Origin of the sequence: Catenulispora pinisilvae (genome assembly GCF_015356865.1) — a bacterium.
In the GTDB taxonomy this organism is placed as follows: Bacteria; Actinomycetota; Actinomycetes; order Streptomycetales; family Catenulisporaceae; genus Catenulispora; species Catenulispora pinisilvae.
The window spans coordinates 1-20,894 of sequence record NZ_JAAFZA010000189.1 but is presented as its reverse complement, the minus strand read 5'-3'; the positions used below and the strand labels follow the sequence as shown (position 1 = coordinate 20,894).

The 20,894-nt window shown below is 69.6% G+C and carries 13 protein-coding genes and 1 tRNA gene; 2 read left to right on the top strand and 12 right to left on the bottom strand.

The features are described 5' to 3' along the window. Positions 1-290: 290 nt before the first annotated feature. The 6 genes from IZR01_RS36290 to IZR01_RS36265 form a co-directional block, all read right to left on the bottom strand. Complete coding sequence (locus IZR01_RS36290) at positions 291-1,043, bottom strand: ABC transporter ATP-binding protein (RefSeq protein ID WP_194891299.1); 753 nt, start codon at positions 1,041-1,043, stop codon at positions 291-293. A 17-nt stretch (positions 1,044-1,060) separates the two neighbouring features. Continuing rightward, entirely contained in the window at positions 1,061-2,461 is a 1,401-nt protein-coding gene (locus IZR01_RS36285) for an ABC transporter ATP-binding protein (RefSeq protein ID WP_323747196.1), read from the bottom strand. Beyond that, positions 2,458-3,948: a branched-chain amino acid ABC transporter permease gene (locus IZR01_RS36280; RefSeq protein ID WP_323746062.1), complete on the bottom strand. Its 1,491-nt coding sequence runs from the start codon at positions 3,946-3,948 to the stop codon at positions 2,458-2,460. Before IZR01_RS36280 ends, IZR01_RS36285 begins: the two co-directional genes overlap by 4 nt. Further along, complete coding sequence (locus IZR01_RS36275) at positions 3,945-4,901, bottom strand: branched-chain amino acid ABC transporter permease (RefSeq protein WP_194891287.1); 957 nt, start codon at positions 4,899-4,901, stop codon at positions 3,945-3,947. Before IZR01_RS36275 ends, IZR01_RS36280 begins: the two co-directional genes overlap by 4 nt. 203 nt (positions 4,902-5,104) lie before the next feature. After that, on the bottom strand, positions 5,105-6,334 hold the full coding sequence (locus IZR01_RS36270; RefSeq protein WP_194891288.1) for a branched-chain amino acid ABC transporter substrate-binding protein: 1,230 nt from the start codon (positions 6,332-6,334) through the stop codon (positions 5,105-5,107). A gap of 429 nt (positions 6,335-6,763) precedes the next feature. After that, positions 6,764-7,399, bottom strand: coding sequence for an ANTAR domain-containing response regulator (locus IZR01_RS36265; RefSeq protein ID WP_194891289.1), 636 nt, complete (start codon positions 7,397-7,399; stop codon positions 6,764-6,766). Between the two features lie 157 nt (positions 7,400-7,556). On the opposite strand from IZR01_RS36265, the gene IZR01_RS36260 reads away from it, so the two are divergent. Next, positions 7,557-7,630, top strand: a tRNA-Leu gene (locus tag IZR01_RS36260). A 277-nt stretch (positions 7,631-7,907) separates the two neighbouring features. Here IZR01_RS36260 and pyk read toward each other — a convergent pair. After that, positions 7,908-9,389, bottom strand: coding sequence for a pyruvate kinase (gene pyk / locus IZR01_RS36255; RefSeq protein WP_194891290.1), 1,482 nt, complete (start codon positions 9,387-9,389; stop codon positions 7,908-7,910). A gap of 138 nt (positions 9,390-9,527) precedes the next feature. On the opposite strand from pyk, the gene IZR01_RS36250 reads away from it, so the two are divergent. After that, the gene (locus IZR01_RS36250; protein ID WP_194926484.1) at positions 9,528-10,223 is read left to right on the top strand and encodes a DUF4190 domain-containing protein; all 696 of its coding nucleotides are present in this window, start codon (positions 9,528-9,530) and stop codon (positions 10,221-10,223) included. Between the two features lie 129 nt (positions 10,224-10,352). Here the strand turns inward: IZR01_RS36250 and IZR01_RS36245 are convergent, their stop codons facing one another. The 5 genes from IZR01_RS36245 to lgt form a co-directional block, all read right to left on the bottom strand. Continuing rightward, positions 10,353-11,813, bottom strand: coding sequence for a glutamate synthase subunit beta (locus tag IZR01_RS36245; protein ID WP_194926483.1), 1,461 nt, complete (start codon positions 11,811-11,813; stop codon positions 10,353-10,355). After that, complete coding sequence (gltB, locus tag IZR01_RS36240; RefSeq protein ID WP_228561000.1) at positions 11,806-16,482, bottom strand: glutamate synthase large subunit; 4,677 nt, start codon at positions 16,480-16,482, stop codon at positions 11,806-11,808. The genes IZR01_RS36245 and gltB overlap by 8 nt, the downstream gene beginning before the upstream one ends. Positions 16,483-16,919: 437 nt before the next feature. Further along, positions 16,920-18,566, bottom strand: a complete 1,647-nt coding sequence (locus tag IZR01_RS36235; protein ID WP_194891293.1) for a phosphodiester glycosidase family protein — start codon at positions 18,564-18,566, stop codon at positions 16,920-16,922. Positions 18,567-18,783: 217 nt separating this feature from the next. Next, the gene (locus tag IZR01_RS36230) at positions 18,784-19,473 is read right to left on the bottom strand and encodes a VIT1/CCC1 transporter family protein (RefSeq protein ID WP_194891302.1); all 690 of its coding nucleotides are present in this window, start codon (positions 19,471-19,473) and stop codon (positions 18,784-18,786) included. Between the two features lie 291 nt (positions 19,474-19,764). Continuing rightward, on the bottom strand, positions 19,765-20,886 hold the full coding sequence (gene lgt / locus IZR01_RS36225) for a prolipoprotein diacylglyceryl transferase (RefSeq protein WP_194926485.1): 1,122 nt from the start codon (positions 20,884-20,886) through the stop codon (positions 19,765-19,767). Between the last annotated feature and the right edge of the window lie 8 nt (positions 20,887-20,894).

Below are 20,894 nucleotides of genomic sequence, written 5' to 3'. Positions count from 1 at the left end.
GACGAAAACAGGCGGTTTTTTCACAACGCCCTTAACCCCGTACGTGACCGGCGGCCTCCGTGCCCGACTCTCGCCCAACCCGCAACCACACCACCAACACGGCAAACCAATCCAGCCACCGCACTAGGTAAGGCCAGGACCAAGGCTGGAGTTAAAGCCGGGGTTAAAGCCGGAGTTAAGGCTGGAGTTAAGGCTGGAGTTAAAGACAGGCCGTGATCCCCTTGCCAGGTAAGGCATCGGGGATCACGGCCTGTCGTTCTGCCAGCTGTACTACCGCTGTACTACCGCTCCTACTCGGCGACCTCGCCGAGGTAGGCCTCGCGGATGCGCGGGTCGTCCAGCAGTTCGCCGGCCGGGGCGCTCATCACGACCTCGCCGGTTTCCAGGACGTAGCCCCGGTGCGCCAGCTTCAGCGCCTGGGCCGCGTTCTGTTCCACCAGCAGGATGGTGGTGCCCAGGGCGTTGATGCGCTCGATGATCTCGAAGATCTGGGCCACGATCAGCGGGGCCAGACCCATCGAGGGTTCGTCGAGCAGCAGGAGCGCGGGCTGGCCCATCATGGCCCGGCCGATGGCGAGCATCTGCTGCTCGCCTCCGGACAGGTTGCCGCCGAGCTGGGTGCGGCGCTCGTGCAGCCGCGGGAAGAGCTCGAAGACCTGGTCCAGGTCCTTCTGGGACACCGACTTGAAGCGGTAGGCGCCCATTTGCAGGTTCTCCAGGACGGTCATCCGGGAGAAGATGCGGCGGCCTTCCGGGGAGTGGCCGATGCCCAGCTGGACGATCTTGTGCGCCGGGATGCCGGTCAGGGCCTCCCCGGCGTACCGGACCTCGCCCGAGCGGGGCTTGAGCAGGCCCGAGACGGTGCGCAAGGTGGTGGTCTTGCCGGCGCCGTTCGCGCCGAGCAGGGCCACGATCTCGCCCTGCCGGACCTCCAGGTCGATGCCCTTCAGCGCGACGATGCCGCCGTAGGCGACCTCGACCGAGCGGAGCTCCAGGAGCGCGGCGTTGTCGGAGGGGGACGCCTCGGTGCGCGGGGCGGGAATGGTCGACGCCTGGTCACTCACGCGGAGCCCTCCTCGGTGGTGTCGCGGGCCGGGGACTCGGATGGGGATCGCCCGGCCGGGGGCTCGGCTGAGGATTCGGCATCCGGTTCAGCCCCGGACTCGGCATCCGGTTCGGCCGCGGACTCAGCATCCGGTTCAGCCTCGGCCTCAGCCAGCTGAGCGGACTCGGCAGAGGTAGCCGAGGTTTCAGCTGCCGACTCGGCCTCGGCCAGCTGGGCCGATTCGGCCGAAGTAGCCGAAGACTCAGCCGCCGATGCCTCGGCACCGGATTCGGCAGCAGGCTCCGACTCGCCGGATTCCGCAGCCGACGCCTCGGCACCAGCTTCATCCGTGCCAGCTTCGTCCGTGCCAGCTTCATCCGCGCCAGCCGCCTCGACATCAGTAGCCGAAGCCTCGGCACCGACCTCGTCCCCGCCAGCCGCCTCGTCCCCGCCAGCCACCTCGGCCGCGTCAGCCGCAGCCTCAGCCCCGTCAGCCGCAGCCTCGGTCACCGCAGCCTCAGCCTGAGCCTCAGCTGCCGCGGCCTCCGCCGCCGCCTCCTCGGCCGCGTCGCTCCCGAGGTAGGCCTCGATCACCGCCGGGTTCTGCTGCACCTCGGAGGGAGCGCCGGAGGCGATCACCTTGCCGAAGTTCAGCACCGTGATGCGGTGCGCCACCGACATCACCAGGCGCATGTCGTGCTCGATCAGCAGGATGCTGATGTTCAGCTCGGTGTTGATGCGGGTGATGAGCTGGGCCAGGCCCAGCTTCTCCGAGGGGTTGGTGCCGGCCGCCGGCTCGTCCAGCAGGAGCACCTGGGGGTCGCTGGCCATGGCCCGGGCGATCTCCAGGCGGCGCTGGTCGCCGTAGGACAGTGAGCCGGCGATGTTCTGCTCTTTGCCGGTCAGGCCCACGAAGTCCAGCATCTCGCGGGAGTGCCGACGGGCCTCGCGCTCGTTGCGGCGGTTGTGGCGCAGGCCCAGCATGACGCCGATCGGACCCGACGCGCTGCGGGTCTCGGCGGCGATCTGGACGTTCTCCAGGACCGTCAGGGCGTTGAACAGGCGGATGTTCTGGAACGTGCGCGAGATGCCCGCGCGGTTCACCAGGTGCGGCTTGCGGCTGGTCCGGCGCCCGAGCACGTTGTTGTGCACCAGCGGGACCACCACGCCGCCGCCCGGCAGGAACTCGATGGATCCCTCCTGCGGCAGGTAGACGCCGGTCAGGCTGTTGAACAGCGAGGTCTTGCCGGCGCCGTTGGGGCCGATCACCGCCAGGATCTCGCCCCGGTTCAGGGTCAGGCCGACGCCGTCCAGGCTGGTCAGGCCGCCGAACCTGAGCGTGATGCCGTCGGCCTGCAGGATCGGGGCGCCGAGGAGGACCGGTGGCTTCGCGATGGTCGTGCTGTCCGTGGTCACGGTGCCACTCCTTCCGCCGGCTCGGTCATCGCGTCCGCGTCGCCGACCCCGTGCTCGGCCTGGGCCAGTTCCTGCGCCCGGCGTTTGGACGGGATCAGGCCCTGCGGCCGGAAGATCATCATGGTCAGCAGCACCGCGCCGACCCACATCGGGATGTCCTTGGGGTCCACCACCGGTTTACCGCTGTTGAACCACGAGGGTGGGCCCTGGAGGAAGAACGGCAGGAAGGTCATCAGCGAGGCGCCGACGATCACGCCGATCAGCGAGCCCATGCCGCCGAAGATGACGTAGGCGAGCACGAAGATGGACAGCTGGAGTGGGAAGTTGTCCGGGGTGATCGCGGTGATCTTCGCGGTGGCCAGCACGCCGGCGAAGCCGGAGGTGGAGGCGCCGATCATGAAGGCCATCAGCTTGTACTTCACGGTCGGCACGCCCGAGGCGGCCGCGGCCACCTCGTCCTCGCGGATCGCGGTCCAGGTCCGGCCGACCTTGGAGTGTTCCAGTCGGCGGAAGGCGAAGACCACGATGAGGATCAGCCCGATCGCCAGGAACCAGTACGGTTTGGAGTCCGTGGGGTTCCAGTCGTAGTGGACGTCGAACAGGTTGAACCGGAACGTGGAGATCCCGGTCGCGCCCAGCGGGCCGTTGGTCAGGTTGTGCGGGTTGTTCTTGGCCAGTTGCAGGACGATCTCATGGAAGCCCAGCGTCACGATCGCCAGGTAGTCCCCGCGCAGCCGGAGTGTCGGCGCGCCCAGGATCAGGCCGGCGGTCATGGTCAGCACGACCGCGATCGGGAAGGCGAAGAACAGGTTCAGGTGGATCGGCGGGTGCGCCTCGGGGTTGCCGTCGGCCCCCACCGGGAGCTTGCCGGACAGGATCGCGGTGGTGTACGCGCCGATCGCGAAGAACGCGATGTAGCCCAGGTCCAGCAGGCCGGCCCAGCCGACCACCACGTTCAGCCCGAGCGCGGCCAGCACGTACACGCCGACCTGGCCGGCCAGCACGGACTGGAAGTACGGCAGGGTGAACAGGCCCAGGTACGGCAGGAAGATCGCCACGGCCACCACGGCCAGCAGCAGGACCCGCCGGAACCACCTGTTCGGGATCAGCCACCTGATGAACGCCGTCAGGCGTGCGTACTGCCTGGTGAACGAGCGCGGCAGGATTATCGCGATCCGTCGGCCGGCCACGTCGACCGTCTGCCCGGCCAGCCGGCGCAGGCCCTGGATCCGCCAGGCCTCGGCGATGATCCAGATCAGCACGCCGCCGATCACGTACTCGGCGCCGCGGCTGGAGAACCAGCTGCTCTTGAACAGCAGCGTGTAGTCGGAGGAGGAGCCCTGCACCTGGTTGGTCAGGATGCTCAGGACCAGCACCAGCGCCTCGATGATGGCCAGCCGGCCCAGCATCGGGTTCTTCCACCAGGCGTCCTGCTTGCGCAGCCGCCGGACCTGTGCCGACAGCTCGGAGATCGAGGTCGTGCTCACGCCGCCCTCCCCGTCCGCTCGCCCAGGATGCCGGTCGGCCGGATCAGCAGCACCACCACCAGCACCACGAAGGAGACCACGTCCACCCATTCCAACCCGTTCGGGATGATGCCCTGGCTGAAACTCTCCACAATGCCCAGCAGCAGACCGCCGAGCATGGCCCCGCGCACGTTTCCGATGCCGCCGAGCACCGCGGCGGTGAACGCCTTGATGCCCGGGATGAAGCCCATCGTGTAGCTCACGGCGTGGAACATGGCGTACAGCACACCGCCGACGCCGGCCAGCAGGCCGCCGATGATGAAGGTCCGGGAGATCACCTTGCCGACGTCCACGCCCATCAGCTGCGCGGTCTCGGCGTCCTGGGCCACCGCCCGGATGCCGGAGCCCAGCTTGGTGCGGTTGATCACCAGGTCCAGCACGACCATCATGACGAAGGCGGTGACGATGATCAGGACGTCCAGGGTCTTCACGGTGCGCGGTCCGGAGGGGCCGGTGCCCGGGAGCACGAACACCGGACCGGAGTGGAAGGACTCCGGGACCTGCAGGTTGTTCCGGCCGAACAGCTTGCCGGCCAGGTTGTACAGGAAGATCGAGGCACCGATCGCGGTGATCAGGTACACCAGTTTGGGCGCGTGCCGTTTACGCAACGGCCGGTAGGCGACCCGCTCCAGCGAGAACGCCACCGCGGCGCTGACCACGGCGCCGGCTATCAGGGCCAGGGCCGTGTATTCGAAGGCCGAGAAACCGCTGGGGATGTTGCCGTTGGTGCCGGCCAGCGCGGTGAGCATGAACACACCGCCCAGGGCGCCGGACATGAACACCTCGCTGTGGGCGAAGTTGATCAGTTGGAGCACGCCGTAGACCATGGTGTAGCCGATGGCGATCAGGGCGTAGAGAGAGCCTAGCCTGATCCCTTGGAACAGCAGTTCCCAGAAGTGTTGGGTGAAGTACATAAAAAGCTTCCTGTGCAGGAGGCGTCAGGGTGGCGGGGACGGCCCGAAATCACGCGAAAGCCGTGGCCCGCAGTGGAACCTGACGGGCCACGGCTCGCGGGAGTCCTTGTCCGGTGCGATCGGGCCAGGTGACCCGGGCGCCAGCAGACCGGTGGGGCGCCGGTGTCCCGCCGCTGGGGCGGAACACCGGCTGCGATCTCGGATCAGCTGCCGCCGACCAGTGTGTTGACGTCGCCGAGCAGCGTGATCACGCCGCTCTTGATCTGGTAGACGTACACCGCGGTGGTCGAGATGTCACCGGTGGAGGTGAACTTGACCTCCTTCGACAGTCCCTGGTAGTCCACCGTGCCCACGGCGCCGGCCACCGCCGCGCGGGTCGGGCTGGCGGTGTTCAGGCCCTTCAGGACACTGATGATGGTGTTCGCCGCGTCGTAGCCCTCGATGGAGTACGTGCCGGGCTCGGCGTTGGCCAACTGCTTGTAGGCCGAGACGAAGGCCGCGTACTTCGGGTTGGTCCCGGCGTCCAGACAGGCGCAGGTGAACTGCCAGCCCTCGGCGGCGTCCTTGCCGGCGGTGGTGATGAAGTTCGGGTCCTTGGACCCGTCGCCGGACATCATCGTGCCGGTGTACCCGGCGGACTTCAGCGCCTTGGCGAACACGCCGCCGTCGGCGTAGTAGCCCGCGTAGTACATGGCCTTGGCACCGGAAGAGGCGACCTTGGAGGCCAGCTGCGAGTAGTCCTGGGTACCGGCCTGCGCGCTGTCGGTCTCGACGGTGACGCCGTCGACCTTCAGCTGGGCGATGATGGCGGTGGACAGGCCCTGGCCGTACTGCGACTTGTCATCGACCACGAAGACGTTGCCGGCCTTGAGGGACTTGGCCATGTAGTCGGCGGCGGCCTTGCCCTGGATGTTGTCGTTGGCGACGACCCGGTAGAAGGTCTTGAAGCCGGAGGCGGTCAGCTTGGGGGCGGTCGCCGAGGGGCTGATCGCCACCAGGTTGGCCGTGGAGTACAGCGCGCCGGCCGCGGCGGTCGGACCGGAGAAGGCCGGGCCGACGACGCCCATCACCTTCGGGTCCTGGATCAGCAGGTTCGCCTCATCCGCGCCGTTGTTCTGCAGGCCCTGGTCGTCAGCCTCCTTGACCGCCAGGTTGAACGGCAGGTCACCCTTGGCGTTCTCCTGCTGGACGGCGAGCTTGACGCCCCAGTCGATGTTCAGGCCCAGGGCCTGGTTGGCACCGGACAACGGGCCCTGCACGCCGATTTCCAGCGTGGGCTTGCCGTTATTGGCGGCCGACGTGGAGCTGCCGCTCCCGGTCGAACTCGACGAAGAGCCGCCCCCGGACTTCGTCGAACTTCCCGCACAAGCCGAAAGTGCGAACACGCCCGCGGCAATAACAGCGCCGGCCCGCACTCGGTTGATGGTCCGCACTTTGCAGATCCTCCCTGATCGTCGGACGGGCATCAGCCGTTTGGGCATTTGGTGCTCGTCCGAATTCACGCGGTCACCACATGGGTGATGGGAAGGCTAGTGCTGTTCGACACCCGTGGGGAGGGGGTCGGAGATCGCGTGATGCTCTCGTTACCAACCGGCGTGAGGCTCCGACCAGAGCCAAATGCCCGATAGTGGCCCGCCCGGCGGGCGCGCCCGGCTTTGAGGTCCGTTGATCTTCACGGCCGGTGGCGACGGGGTCACCGCAGGGTCGGTAATCAGTGCTCAGGGTACTGGCATGTTACGGATTCCGGGTCCGCGAGCGGTGCGCGCAAGCCGGCGCCGCGCGGAAAAGCCGACGGCCGGCGCCGTGACACCCGTCACAGCCGCCGGCCGGTTCGTAAGATCGTTATTGAGCCTGGGCGGGACTCACTCCGCCTTGGCCGGGCTCGCCCCGCCGACGGCCGGGGAGCCGACCGCCGTCGACCCGCTGATGACCACCTCGGCGACTTCCTTCATGGTCATCCGCCGGTCCATCGAGGTCTTCTGGATCCAGCGGAAGGCTTCCGGCTCGGTCATCCCGTGCACCGTCTGCAAGATGCCCTTGGCCCGGTCCACCAGCTTGCGGGTCTCCAGCCGCGAGGCCAGGTCGGCGACCTCGCCCTCCAGCGCGGTCAGCTGGGTGTGCCGGGACACCGCGATCTCGATGGCCGGCACCAGCTTGTCCTTGGTGAACGGCTTGACCAGGTAGTTCATCACCCCGGCCTCGGCCGCGCGCTCCACCAGATCGCGCTGGGAGAAGGCGGTGAGGATCAGCACCGGCGCGATCCGCGCCTCGATCACCTGCTCGGCGGCGGTGATGCCGTCCAGCACCGGCATCTTCACATCGAAGATGCACAGGTCCGGGCGGTGCTCCTGGGCCAGGCGGACCGCGGCGGCGCCGTCGGACGCCTCGGCCACGACCTCGTACCCCTCCTCCTGGAGCATCTCCTTCAGGTCCAGGCGGATCAGCGCCTCGTCCTCGGCGATGATCACTCGGCGGGTGCGGGTCGGCTCGGTGGTCATGGGGTCCTCACTAGGCGGCGGTGCCGGGTGTTCGGTTCGGTACGAGCCTACCTGCGCCAGAACTGGTTGCGGGGGGCAGTCACCGGTCCGGTATGCTGTGACGCAGGTGATCACAGTCATCCGTGGGGAACGGGTGGGTGGTTTTCGCCCGATCGATGCTCCGGTATTCCAATCGGCAGAGAAGATGGTCTCAAACACCATTCAGTGTGGGTTCGAGTCCCACCCGGAGCACTTCTGAAATACCCGAACCCGTTCGCCGTCCCGGCGGGCGGGTTTTTCGTGCGTGGCAAGCAGTTCGCGGCAGACAGTTCGCGAACAAGCAGTTCACAGACAAACAGTTCACAGACAAACAGTTCGCGGGCAGGCGGTTCGCCGGGCGGCAGTCCACCGCGAGCAACAGCGGCGCCCACCCCGGATCCGAACAGGTCCGAGGAAGGCGCCGTCGCGCGAAAATCCAGCTCCGGCCGGGCGAGTCCGCGCCGGGCCGCGGGCCGGGGCCCGGCCGCGGTCAGTGCGACTCGCGGTAGGCCGGCGCCGCACCGGTGATGGCGTCGCCCACGCGGTGCACGCGCACCGCGTTGGTGGAGCCGGGGATTCCGGGCGGGGAGCCGGCGATGATGACCACGGTGTCGCCGGGCTTGCACAGCTCCAACTGCAACAGTTCGGAGTCGACCTGGCGCACCATCTCGTCGGTGTGGTCGACCTCGGGGCTACAGAAGGTGCGGATGCCCCAGCTCAGCGCGAGCTGGTTGCGGACCTCGTTGTGCGGGGTGAAGGCGATCACCGGCGTCGGGGGACGGTAGCGGGACAGCCGGCGGGCGGTGTCGCCGCTCTCGGTGAAGGCGATCAGGTACTTGGCGTACAGGTTCTCGCCGAGCTCGGCCGCGGCCCGGGCCACGGCGCCGCCCTTGGTGCGGGGCTTGCTCAGGGCCGGCTTCAGGCCGGCGGCCAGGGTCTCCTCCTCGGCCGCGGTGATGATCTTGGCCATGGTCTCCACGGTCTGGACCGCGTAGGCGCCGACCGAGGTCTCGGCCGAGAGCATCACCGCGTCGGTGCCGTCCAGCACCGCGTTGGCCACGTCGGAGACCTCGGCCCGGGTCGGCCGGGAGTTGGTGATCATCGAGTCCAGCATCTGGGTGGCCACGATGACCGGCTTGGCGTTGCGCCGGGACAGCGTGATGCAGCGCTTCTGCACCATCGGGACCTGCTCCAGCGGCAGCTCCACGCCCAGGTCGCCGCGCGCCACCATGATGGCGTCGAAGGCGTCCACGATGGCGTCCAGGTTGGCCACGGCCTGCGGCTTCTCGATCTTGGCGATCACCGGCACCCGGTGCCCGACCTCGTCCATGATCTCGTGGACCCGCTCGATGTCGACGGCGTCCCGGACGAAGGACAGCGCGATCATGTCGGCCCGCACGCCGGGGTTGCCGTGGCCGGGCTCGGGCTTGCCCAGGGCCCAGCGCAGGTCCAGCTCGTCCTTCTCGGACAGCGCCGGGACCGAGACCGAGACGCCGGGCAGGTTGATGCCCTTGCTGTTGGAGATCGGGCCGCCCTCGATCACCCGGGTCACCACGTCGGTGTCGGTGACGCTCTGGACTTCCAGGAACAGCTTGCCGTCGTCGATCAGGATCGGGTCGCCGGGCTTGCAGTCGCCGGGCAGCCCCTTGTACGTGGTGCCGCAGATGGTGGCGTCCCCGGCGACCTCGCGCGTGGTGATGGTGAACTGCGCGCCGTTGGCCAGGACCTCCTTGCCGTTGGCGAAGGTGCCCAGCCGGATCTTGGGACCCTGCAGGTCGACCAGGATGCCGATGGCCTGGCCGCTATTCGTGGCGACCTGCCGGACGTTTCGATATCGCTCTTCATGGTCCTCATAAGAACCGTGGGAGAGATTCAGGCGGGCCACATTCATGCCGGCTTCCACCAGGGCGGTGAGCTGCTCTAGGGTTCCGGCGGACGGGCCCAGGGTACAAACGATTTTCGCGCGGCGCATGCCTACTACCTTATGTCCTACTCGTTAGTAGCTTTTTCCGGTCTGACAAGTTCTCACGGCGCCGAACACAACTTTCCGCCGCCGTTCACCGTGTGTCTGTATGGAATGAACCGGGTGTAACGGAGACAATTGGCCTCCATGACGACAACCCCTCCCCCGGAGGCCTCGGAACCCGGGGAGCCGGGAACCGGGCGGCCGGCGGAGCCCGAGGCCCCGCAGCGCCCGCCGAGCTCGGAGGAGCCCGCGGGTGCGGTGCCGGAAGGGCCGGCTCAGCCTCCTTCCTCCCCGCCTCAGAACTCTGCGGATGCCGATCAGCGTTCGCAGATCCCGCCTTGTTCGCAGGCCCAGCCTTCGGCGCCTGCTGATCCTTCGCCGCAGGCCCAACCCTCGCCGCGGGCCGAACCCTCGCCACCGGACCAGCCCTCGCCGTATTCCGCGGAACCGCCGGAACCGGAACAGGCTTCCCAGCCCGAGTCCGAGTCCGAGCAGTCCCCGCAGTACGCCGAGCCCGGCCAGCAGTACCCGGCCCCGCCGCCGTTGCCGCCGGAAGCGTTCCCGACCTACGGCGGCGGCCGTGGCTACGAATACGGCGAGTACGGCGCTCCCCCGGTCCGGCGCCGCAACGGCATGGGCGTCGCGGCCCTGGTCCTGGGTGTCGTCGGGTTCCTGGTGGGCCCGTGCAGCATCCTGGCGATCATCTTCGGGCGGATCGGGCTGAACCGGGTGGCCCGTGGCGAGGCCACCAACCGCGGTGTGGCGCAGGCCGGGTTCGTGCTCGGCATCGTCACGTTGGTGCTGTGGATCCTGGGTCTGATCCTGTTGGCGAACCGGTAACCGAGGCTACTCGCCAACTGCCCAGCCGGCGCAGGCGGGGTGCGGCCGGGTGTGGTTCGGGGGCGACCCGAGTGCGGCCGCCCGCACGAGACTGCGTGCGGGCGGCCGCGCCGTCAGGTCGGCCCCGGCTCAGACCGTGACCTGCCGCGCGGTCGGCGGGATCGGCTTGGGCAGCGTGCTGGCCCCGCTCAGGTAGGCGTCCACCGAACTGGCCGCCGAGCGGCCCTCGGCGATCGCCCAGACGATCAGCGACTGCCCGCGTCCGGCGTCCCCGGCCACGAAGACACCCGGGACGTTGGTCGCGTACTCGGCGTCCCGGGCGATGTTGCCGCGCTCGTCCAGGGCCAGGCCCAGCTGGTCGATCAGGCCGTTGCCGCGCTCGGGGCCGACGAAGCCCATGGCCAGCAGGACCAGATCGGCCGGGATCTCGCGCTCGGTGCCCTCGACCGGGACCGGGCGTCCGCCCTCGAACCGCACCTCGGTCAGCCTCAGGGCCTGGACCCGGCCGTTGTCGTCGCCGACGAACTCGGTGGTGGACACCGAGTAGACGCGCTCGCCGTTCTCCTCGTGCGCCGAGGAGATCCGGAAGATCATCGGATAGGTCGGCCACGGCTGGTGCCCGGGCCGCTCGTCCGTGGGCTGCGGCATGATCTCCAGCTGGGTGACCGAGGCGGCGCCCTGCCGGGTGGCCGTGCCCAGGCAGTCCGCGCCGGTGTCGCCGCCGCCGATGACCACCACGTGCTTGCCGAACGCGTCGATCGGCGCGGTCAGGTAGTCGCCCTCGCAGGTCTTGTTCGCGTAGGGCAGGTAGTCCATCGCCTGGTGCACCCCGGCCAGGTCGCGGCCCGGCACCTCCAGGTCGCGCGCCTTGGTCGAGCCGACCGCCAGCACGATGGCGTCGTAGCGGGCCAGCAGCGCGTCCCCGGTCAGGTCGACGCCGATGTGCATGCCGGGACGGAACTTCGTGCCCTCGGCGCGCATCTGCTCGATCCGCCGGTTCAGGTGCCGCTTCTCCATCTTGAACTCGGGGATGCCGTAACGCAGCAGGCCCCCGATCCGGTCGGCGCGCTCGTAGACGGCGACCGTGTGCCCGGCCCGCGTGAGCTGCTGCGCGGCGGCCAGGCCCGAGGGACCGGAGCCGATCACGGCCACGGTGCGCCCGGAGAGCCGCTCCGGCGGCAGGGGCTTGACGGTCCCGTCCTCCCAGGCCCGGTCGATGATCGCGACCTCGACGTTCTTGATGGTCACCGGCGGCTGGTTGATGCCCAGCACACACGCGGTCTCGCACGGCGCCGGACACAACCGCCCGGTGAACTCCGGGAAGTTGTTGGTCGCGTGCAGCCGCTCGGAGGCACCCTCCCAGTCGCCCTTCCACACCAGGTCGTTCCACTCCGGGATGATGTTCCCGAGCGGACAGCCGTTGTGGCAGAACGGGATGCCGCAGTCCATGCACCGGCCGGCCTGCTTGCTGATGATCGGCAGGAGCCCGCCGGGCTTGTAGACCTCTTTCCAGTCCTGGATGCGCTCGGGGACCGGTCGGCGCTCGGGGTGCTGCTGCGGGGTGGTCAGGAAACCACGGGGGTCAGCCACGGGTGGCCTCCATGATCTTGTCGAGGGTCTGCTCTTCGGAAAGGCCGGCGGCCTGGGCCGCGGCGCGGGCGGTGAGCACCCGCTTGTAGTCGACCGGCATGATCTTGGCGAAGCGGCCGACGGCGCCGCCGTCCCAGTCGGCCAGCAGCTCCTCGGCGACCGTGGAGCCGGTCTCCTCGAAGTGCTCCTGGACCAGGGTGTGGAGCAGGGCGCGGTCTTCGGCGTCGAGGGCTTCGACGTTGACCATCTCGGAGTTGACGCGGGAGACCTTCAGGTCCAGGACGTAGGCGGTGCCGCCGCTCATGCCGGCGGCCAGGTTGCGGCCATGCTGGCCGAGGATGACCACGGTGCCGCCGGTCATGTACTCGCAGGCGTGGTCGCCGACGCCCTCGACGACGGCGGTGGCGCCGGAGTTGCGGACGCAGAAGCGCTCGCCGACCGTGCCGCGCAGGTGGACGCGGCCGCTGGTGGCGCCGTAGGCGATGACGTTGCCGGCGATGACGTTGCGCTCGGCCGCGGCGTTGATCTTGTCGGCGGCGCGGTGCGGGCGGACCACGATGCGCCCGCCGGACAGGCCCTTGCCGACGTAGTCGTTGGCGTCGCCCTCCAGGCGCAGGGTGATGCCGGGGGCCAGGAAGGCGCCGAAGGAGTTGCCGGCCGAACCGATGAAGGTCAGGTCGATGGTGCCCTCGGCCAGGCCCTCGCCGCGGTGCACCTTCACCACCTCGTGCGAGAGCATGGTGCCCACGGTCCGGTTGACGTTGCGGATCTCGAACTGCGCGCGAACCGGTTCGCCGTCCCGGATCGCCGGCTGCGCGACCGCGATCAGCTGGTGGTCCAGGGCCTTGTCCAGGCCGTGGTCCTGCTCGCGGGTGCGGTGCAGCGCGGTGCCCTCGGGCAGGTCGGGGACGTGCAGCAGCGGGGCGAGATCGAGCCCTGAGGCCTTCCAGTGCGCCACGGCCGCGGCGGTGTCCAGCAGTTCGGCGTGCCCGATCGCCTCTCGCAGGGAGCGGAACCCGAGCGCGGCCAGGTGCTCGCGCACCTCCTCGGCCAGGTACTCGAAGAAGGTGACCACGAATTCGGGCCGGCCGCTGAACCGCGAGCGCAGCTCGGGGTTCTGGGTCGCGACGCCGACCGGGCAGGTGTCCAGGTGGCACACGCGCATCATGACGCAGCCGGAGACGACCAGCGGCGCGGTGGCGAAGCCGTACTCCTCGGCGCCCAGCAGCGCCGCGATCAGCACGTCGCGGCCGGTCTTGAGCTGGCCGTCGGTCTGCACCACGATCCGGTCGCGCAGGCCGTTGAGCAGCAGCGTCTGCTGGGTCTCGGCCAGGCCCAGCTCCCAGGGCGCGCCGGCGTGCTTGAGCGAGGTGAGCGGGCTGGCGCCGGTACCGCCGTCGTGGCCGGAGATCAGGACCACGTCGGCGTGCGCCTTGGACACCCCGGCCGCGACGGTGCCGACGCCGACCTCGGCGACCAGCTTGACGTGCACGCGGGCGTCGCGGTTGGCGTTCTTCAGATCGTGGATCAGCTGGGCCAGGTCCTCGATCGAGTAGATGTCGTGGTGCGGCGGCGGGGAGATCAGGCCGACCCCGGGCGTGGAGTGCCGGGTCTTGGCCACCCACGGGTAGACCTTGTGCCCGGGCAGCTGGCCGCCCTCGCCGGGCTTGGCGCCCTGGGCCATCTTGATCTGGATGTCCTCGGCTTCGGCCAGGTACTCGGCGGTGACGCCGAACCGGCCGGAGGCGACCTGCTTGATCTTGCTGCGGCGTTCGGGGTCGCGCAGCCGCTCGACGTCCTCGCCGCCCTCGCCGGTGTTGGATTTGGCGCCCAGGGAGTTCATGGCGATGGCCAGCGTCTGGTGCGCCTCGTAGGAGATGGAGCCGTAGGACATGGCGCCGGTGGAGAAGCGCTTGACGATCTCCGAGACCGGTTCGACCTCCTCGATCGGGATCGGGGGCCGCTCGCCGTCCTTGACCTTGAACAGGCCGCGCAGCGTCATCAGCCGCTCGGACTGCTCGTCGACCCGCGAGGTGTACTGCTTGAAGATGTCGTAGCGCTTCTCGCGGGTGGAGTGCTGGAGCCGGAAGACGGTGTCCGGGTCGAACAGGTGCGGCTCGCCTTCGCGGCGCCACTGGTACTCGCCGCCGATCTCCAGCCGGCGGTGCGCCAGGCGGCGGGTGCCGGACTCCCTGGGGTAGGCCCGGGTGTGCCGGCGGGCGGTCTCCTCGGCCAGGGTGTCCAGGCCGACGCCGTCGAGCTTGCTGGTGGTGCCGGCGAAGTACTCGTCGACGACCTCCTGGGAGAGCCCGACGGCCTCGAAGATCTGCGCGCCGCGGTAGGAGGCGACGGTGGAGATGCCCATCTTGGACATCACCTTCAGCACGCCCTTGCCGAGCGCCTTGATCAGGTTCCTGATGGCCTGTTCGGGCTCGATCAGGCCGAGGTGGCCGGAGCTGGCCATCTCCTCGACCGACTCCATCGCCAGGTAGGGGTTGACGACGGCGGCGCCGTAGCCGATCAGCAGCGCGACGTGGTGCACCTCGCGGACGTCGCCGGCCTCGACGACCAGGCCGACGTGGGCGCGGGTCTTCTCGCGGATCAGGTGGTGGTGCACCGCGGAGGTGAGCAGCAGCGAGGGGATCGGGGCGTGCTCGGCGTCGGAGTGCCGGTCGGAGAGCACGATGATCCGGGCGCCGGCGGCGATGGCCTTGGAGACCTCCTCGCGGATCTCCTCCAGCCGGGCCCGCAGCGCCGGTCCCCCGTCGGCGACCCGGTACAGGCCGGAGACGGTGACCGCGCGCAGGCCGGGCAGGTCGCCGTCGGCGTTGATGTGGATCAGCTTGGCCAGCTCGTCGTTGTCGATGACCGGGAAGGCCACCTCGACCTGGCGGCAGGCCGCGGCGGTGGGCTCCAGCAGGTTGGTCTCCGGGCCGATGGTGGTGGCAAGGCTGGTGACCAGCTCCTCCCGGATGGCGTCCAGCGGCGGGTTGGTGACCTGGGCGAACAGCTGGCTGAAGTAGTCGAAGATCAGCCGCGGCTTCTCGGAGAGCACGGCGACCGGGGAGTCCGAGCCCATGGAGCCCAGCGGCTCCCCGCCGGTGCGGGCCATCGGGGCCAGCAGGACCCGCAGTTCCTCCTCGGTGTAGCCGAAGGTCTGCTGGCGGCGGGTGACCGAGGCCCGGGTGTGCACGATGTGCTCGCGCTCGGGGAGCTTGTCGAGCTTGATCCGGCCGGCGTGCAGCCATTCGGCGTACGGTTCGGCGGCGGCCAGGGCGGCCTTGATCTCCTCGTCCTCGACGATCCGGCCGGCCGCGGTGTCCACCAGGAACATCCGGCCGGGCTGAAGGCGGCCCTTGCGGACCACGGTGGCCGGGTCGATGTCCAGCACGCCGAACTCGCTGGCCAGCACCACCAGGCCGGCGTCGGTGACCCAGTAGCGCGAGGGTCGCAGGCCGTTGCGGTCCAGGACGGCGCCGATCAGGGTGCCGTCGGAGAAGACCATGTCGGCCGGGCCGTCCCAGGGCTCCATGAAGGAGGAATGGAACTGGTAGAAGGCCCGGCGGGCGGCGTCCATCTCGCCGTGGTTCTCCCACGCCTCGGGGATCATCATCAGCACGGCGTGCGGCAGGCTGCGGCCGGACAGGTGCAGCAGCTCCAGGACCTCGTCGAAGGAGGCGGAGTCGGAGGCGTCGGGACTACAGATCGGGAACAGCCGGTCCAGGTCGCCGCCGATCAGGTCGGTGGCCATGCCCGACTCCCGGGCCCGCATCCAGTTGCGGTTCCCGACCACGGTGTTGATCTCGCCGTTGTGCGCGACGAAGCGGTAGGGGTGGGCCAGCGGCCAGGCCGGGAAGGTGTTGGTGCTGAAGCGCGAGTGGACCAGGCCGATGGCGCTGGTGAAGCGCTCGTCCAGCAGGTCGGGGAAGAAGGTCTCCAGCTGGGCGGTGGTGAGCATGCCCTTGTAGACCAGGGTGCGCGAGCTCAGGGACGGGAAGTAGACCTCGGTGTCGCGCTCGGCGCGCTTGCGCAGCGCGAAGGCCAGCCGGTCCAGTTCGATGTCCGACTCGCCGCCGGTGCCGGTGACGAAGAGCTGGCGGAACCGGGGCATGACGGAGAGCGCGCCCTTGCCCAGCCCTTCGGGGTCGGTGGGAAGGTCGCGCCAGCCGAGTACGGCCAGGTGCTCCTCGGCCGCGATCGCCTCGATCCGGGCCTCGGCCGCCCGCGCGACGTCGTCGTCGGTGGGCAGGAAGGCCACTCCGACGGCGTAGTGCCCGGCCGGCGGGAGGTCGAAACGTGTGTGCTGGTCCTCGGCCAGGACGGCGCGCAGGAAGGCGTCCGGGATCTGCACCAGGATGCCGGCGCCGTCGCCGGTCGAGGGCTCGGCGCCGGACGCGCCGCGGTGCTCCATGTTGACCAGGGCTTGCAGCGCCTGGTCGACGATGGAATGGCTGGGAACCCCGGTGAGCGTGGCGACGAAGGCGACGCCGCAGGAGTCCTTCTCCGCGCGCGGGTCGTACAGGCCCTGCGCCGCCGGCAGCGCCGAGAACAGCGGGGCGGCGCTGGTTGTGAACGGTACCGACGGTACCGGCGTGGTGGCCTCGGCCACGGCACGGCCTTCGGGGCGGGAGGAGCCGGGGCGACCGGTCGGTATGGCTGGGAATGCCATGAGGGGCTGTCCTTCCGTCGTGTCAGTCTGGCACGGCGGGACGTCTTTGGCCCTTGCGCAATCCGATCAGGTGTAAGCAGAGGTTACAACATGGTGGTGCCGGTGGGGAGTGCACTATCTCACAGTTCGGGACCGGTGGTCTTGGGATGTGTTCCGGATGGTGAGACTCGCCGATTTGATGTGGATCTTGAGCTGGGCCGGGTGCGGCACCGGGTCGGCACAGGATTCTGATGGCGCGCCGACGGCCCGCCGGACGGCGGCTACGCCTCTTCTCCCCTATTCCCCCGCGGACCAATCCAACTCGGCGACAGCGGTGTGGAAACACTCACAGTGGCCGGAGACTCCGTGCGGCGCGGCGACGGCAAGCAGCGCGGCGCTTCAGTGCGCCGCGCTGCTTGCTCTACTGCGATACCGCGCTACCCCGAGACCCCGAGACCTCAGCGCATGTAGACGGCCATGAAGTCCTTCGTCGAGTTCTCGAAGAACTTGTTCGGCCCCTGCAAGAAGTCCTCATACAGCTTGGAGTTGTCCGGGTTCCCGTCGTGGGCCGGGAAGTACTGGAAGTCCGCCCAGCGCAGGTTGATGTCCAGCTGCATCGCGCGGACCGCGCCGGCGTCCTTCAGCAGGCGGGCCAGGGAGGGGGCGGTCAGGGTGTTGCCGCCGACCCAGACGATGTCGCCGTTCGCCTTGACGCCGACGCCGGAGCGCCAGACGGCGGCCGAGCCGTGGTCGGCGCGGCCCCAGTCGGAGCTGTCGTCGATGTAGGGGACGACCTGGCCGTTGTCGACCATGAGCTTCAGGTTCTGGCGGACGCTGACGATGTCGCTGTTCTTCTGGAAGCTGTAGTCGCGCCCCCACATGCCGACCGCCATGTGGCCGTCCTTGAAGATGACCTCGCTGGCCGCGCCGTTGACCAGGGTGGCCGCGGTGACGCCGTGGTCGTAGTAGCCGCCCTGGCTCTCACTGATCTTGAAGCCGCCGTTGAACAGCGCGATCAGGTTCGGGCGGGCGTTCGTGTCGATCTGGTTCGGGACGTCCTTGATGATCGAGTTCAGGCCGCCCTCGTGGCCGGGGTGCAGGACGTAGCTGCTGTGCTTCTGGTCGATCACGGCGACGTCGGCGGTCGTGCCGGTGTAGACCGCGTCCGGGCGGATGCGCGCGACCTGGACCACCGGCTGGCCGGTGGGGGTCTGCACCGCGACCTGGAACACGCCCTCGCCAGGGTCCAGCGTCAGTCCGGGCGGGGCCGGCATCCGCGGCTGCATCGCGATCACGTCGGCGGCCTGGCTGCTCGGCGCGCCGGGCTTGCCCGGGACGGCACCGCTCTTGGACGGCTTGGCCGCGGTCGGCACGCCGGCCGTGGGCCCGAGGTCGGTGAACTGCTTGGCGTCCACCGAACCGCCCTTGGCCGGCGGGTTCAGGTCGTACTGCCACTGCTCCAGCTGCGCCACCGCGCCGCCCATGCCGTGGTCCCGGCCCCACTCGGCCAGCCGGGCCTGCACGGTGTCGGTGCCCGGCGAGGTCAGCGCGCCGCCGATGGACCAGCCGAGGGTGCCGGCGAAGACCAGCACGCAGCCCCACAGCGAGCGCACCACGATCTTGCGGCGGCGGCGCTGCGTGGGGTTCAGGCGTGCCTTGTGCTTCCACGGCAGGACCCGGACACCGCGGCCGTACAAGGGAGTGTGCCGCCGGCGGCGCGAAGGGAACGGGGCCTCGGCCGCCTCACCCTCGGCGGCGGCTTGCGCGCCGAACTCAGATTCCGGTCCGGCGGTTCCGTCGGCGCTGTCCGCGGACGCCTCGGCGACGGCCCGTGCCGTCTCCTCCGCGACGTCCTGCGGCACCGGGTCAGAGGCGGAGGGGAGGTCGGCCGATGGTCGGATCCGCATGTGGTCCCGCTCATCGGCCACGTTCAGCGACACCGTCTCGGCCAGGGCCGGGTCGGCCGCCGGCAGTGAGACCGTCTCGGCCAACGCATCGGCCTCGGCGGACGGACCACCCGCTCCGCTCCCGTGAACCGCGGCGGGATGACCCTGCCCCGGTTCCCCGTCGCGCAGGCCTTCCAGCTCCTCGCTCTTCGCGGACAACAGCCGCACCTCTCCTCGCCATGATCGCAGAACCGCGCCGATCCCCGTCAGCGGCCCCGTGCTTGCCCGTATGCTCTACGTCTTCGACGCGGGTGGGACATGTGTGGTTGCCTCCACACCCGATCTCGCACACCCGATCTCGCGAGTCATCTCCCACGGGAGGGCGGCCGGCGAACACCGATTAGCCCGGATGGTGTGATTTATACACCATCGCGGCTCAGCTGAGGTGTCCGCCGATCAACGCCCCGAGTCCGAAGGTCACCACGGCGGCGACCGCGCCGAACAGCAGCTGGCGCAGGCCGGAGAACCACCAGGTGCGGGAGGACACGCGCGAGACTATCGCCCCGCAGGCGAACAGCCCGCCGAAGGCCAACAGCATCGCCACCCACAGCTGGTTCAGGCCCAGCAGGTACGGCAGCAGCGGCAGCACCGCGCCGATCGCGAACGACCCGAAGCTGGACACCGCGGCCACCACGGGGCTGGGCAGGTCGGTCGGGTCGACGCCGAGTTCCTCCTGCACGTGCACGATCAGCGCCTGGTCCGGGTCGCGGTGGATCTGCCGGGCCGCCTCCAGGGCCAGATCGGCGTCCAGGCCGCGCTCGGTCAGGAACTCCGCGAGCTCCTTCATCTCCGCGGCCGGGCGCCGGGCCAGCTCCAGCCGCTCCAGCTCGATCTCGGCCTGGGTGACCTCGGTCTGGCTGGCCACCGAGATGAACTCCCCGGCCGCCATCGAACAGGCGCCGGCGACCAGCCCGGCCAGGCCGGTGAGCACGATGGTCCGGTGGCCGGCATCGCCGCCGGCCATGCCGGCGATCAGCGAGAAGTTGGAGACCAGGCCGTCGGTGACGCCGAACACGGCCGGCCGCAGCCAGCCGCCGGTGACGTCCCGGTGGTGGTCCTTCGGGATCGAGGGGCCCTGGTAGGCCGGGTGCGAGCGGTCGGCCGGGCCGGAGCCGGAGCCTTCGCCGGAATCGCCGGGGTCGGCTGGGTCAGCGGGGCCGCCGGGGCCCTCAAGTCCGCCGACATCGTCGTGCAGCCCGCCACGCGCACCGGGCAGAGCCGGGGCGACGGGATCGCCGACGCCCGATGCGACGTCGGCGGATTCGGCGGATTCAGCGATATCGGTGGTGGGATCGGAAACAAGAACAGGCGCGTCAGGGTGATTCATCGACTCGATCCTGGCTGGCGGTAACGGGTTCTAGGACTCGCTCGCCTTGCCAGTCGGGGTCGGCACCGCATCCGGTGCGTCGTCCTGTGCCGGGATGACTACTGATTCCTCGGACGTCTCCTCGGCGGTCGGCTCGGAGTCCTTCACCAGTTTTTCAGGTTCTCCGGCCTGCGCGCCAACAAGGGCATCCTCAGTAAGGGCTTCCTCACCTGGGTTTTCAGGGGTTTCGGCGGCCTCGGCGGTCTCGGCCGACTCGACGGTCTCGGCCGCCAGGTAGGGCGAGTCCTCGCGCCCCGGCCGGTTCTTCGCCAGCCAGAAGAACCCGACGACCGCGCCGATGAAGACGATGATCGAGGTCCAGTCGTTGAGCCGCATACCGAGGAAGTGGTGCGCGTCGTCGATGCGCAGCGACTCGATCCAGAACCGGCCCACGGTGTAGGCCGCGACGTACAGCGCGAACACCCGGCCGTTGCCGAGCTTGAAGCGGCGGTCGGCCCACAGCAGCAGGATCGCCACGCCCACGCACCAGATCGACTCGTACAGGAACGTCGGGTGGAACGGCCCGCCGGCCACCAGTTCGGCCTTGCCGTCCGGGCCGATCACCGCGGTCTGCGTCGTGGTGTCCATGACGTGGACCTTCAAGCCCCACGGCAGGCTGGTGTGGCCGCCGTAGAGCTCGTTGTTGAAGTAGTTGCCCCAGCGGCCCATCGCCTGTGCCAGCACCACGCCGGGCGCCACCGCGTCGGCGAAGGACAGCAGCGAGGCGCCGCGCCGGCGGCAGCCGATGTAGGCACCGACCGCGCCGAGGGCGATGGCGCCCCAGATCCCGAGGCCGCCCTGCCACACGTAGAACGCCTTGACCGGGTCCCCGCCCTTGCCGAAGTACGGGGCCGAGGTGGTGATGACGTGGTAGAGCCGTCCGCCCACCAGGCCGAACGGCACCGCCCAGATGGCGATGTCGACGACCTCCTGCGGCTTGCCGCCGCGGGCGCGCCAGCGCTTGTCGCCGAGCCAGACGGCGACGAGGATCCCGGCCAGGATGCACATGGCGTACATCCGGATCGGGATCGGGCCGAGGTGGTACTGGGCCCTGGTCGGGCTCGGGATGTCCGCCAGGTAGGTGGCGACCTGGTGGGCGGGGTTGAGGCTCATCGGGGGCG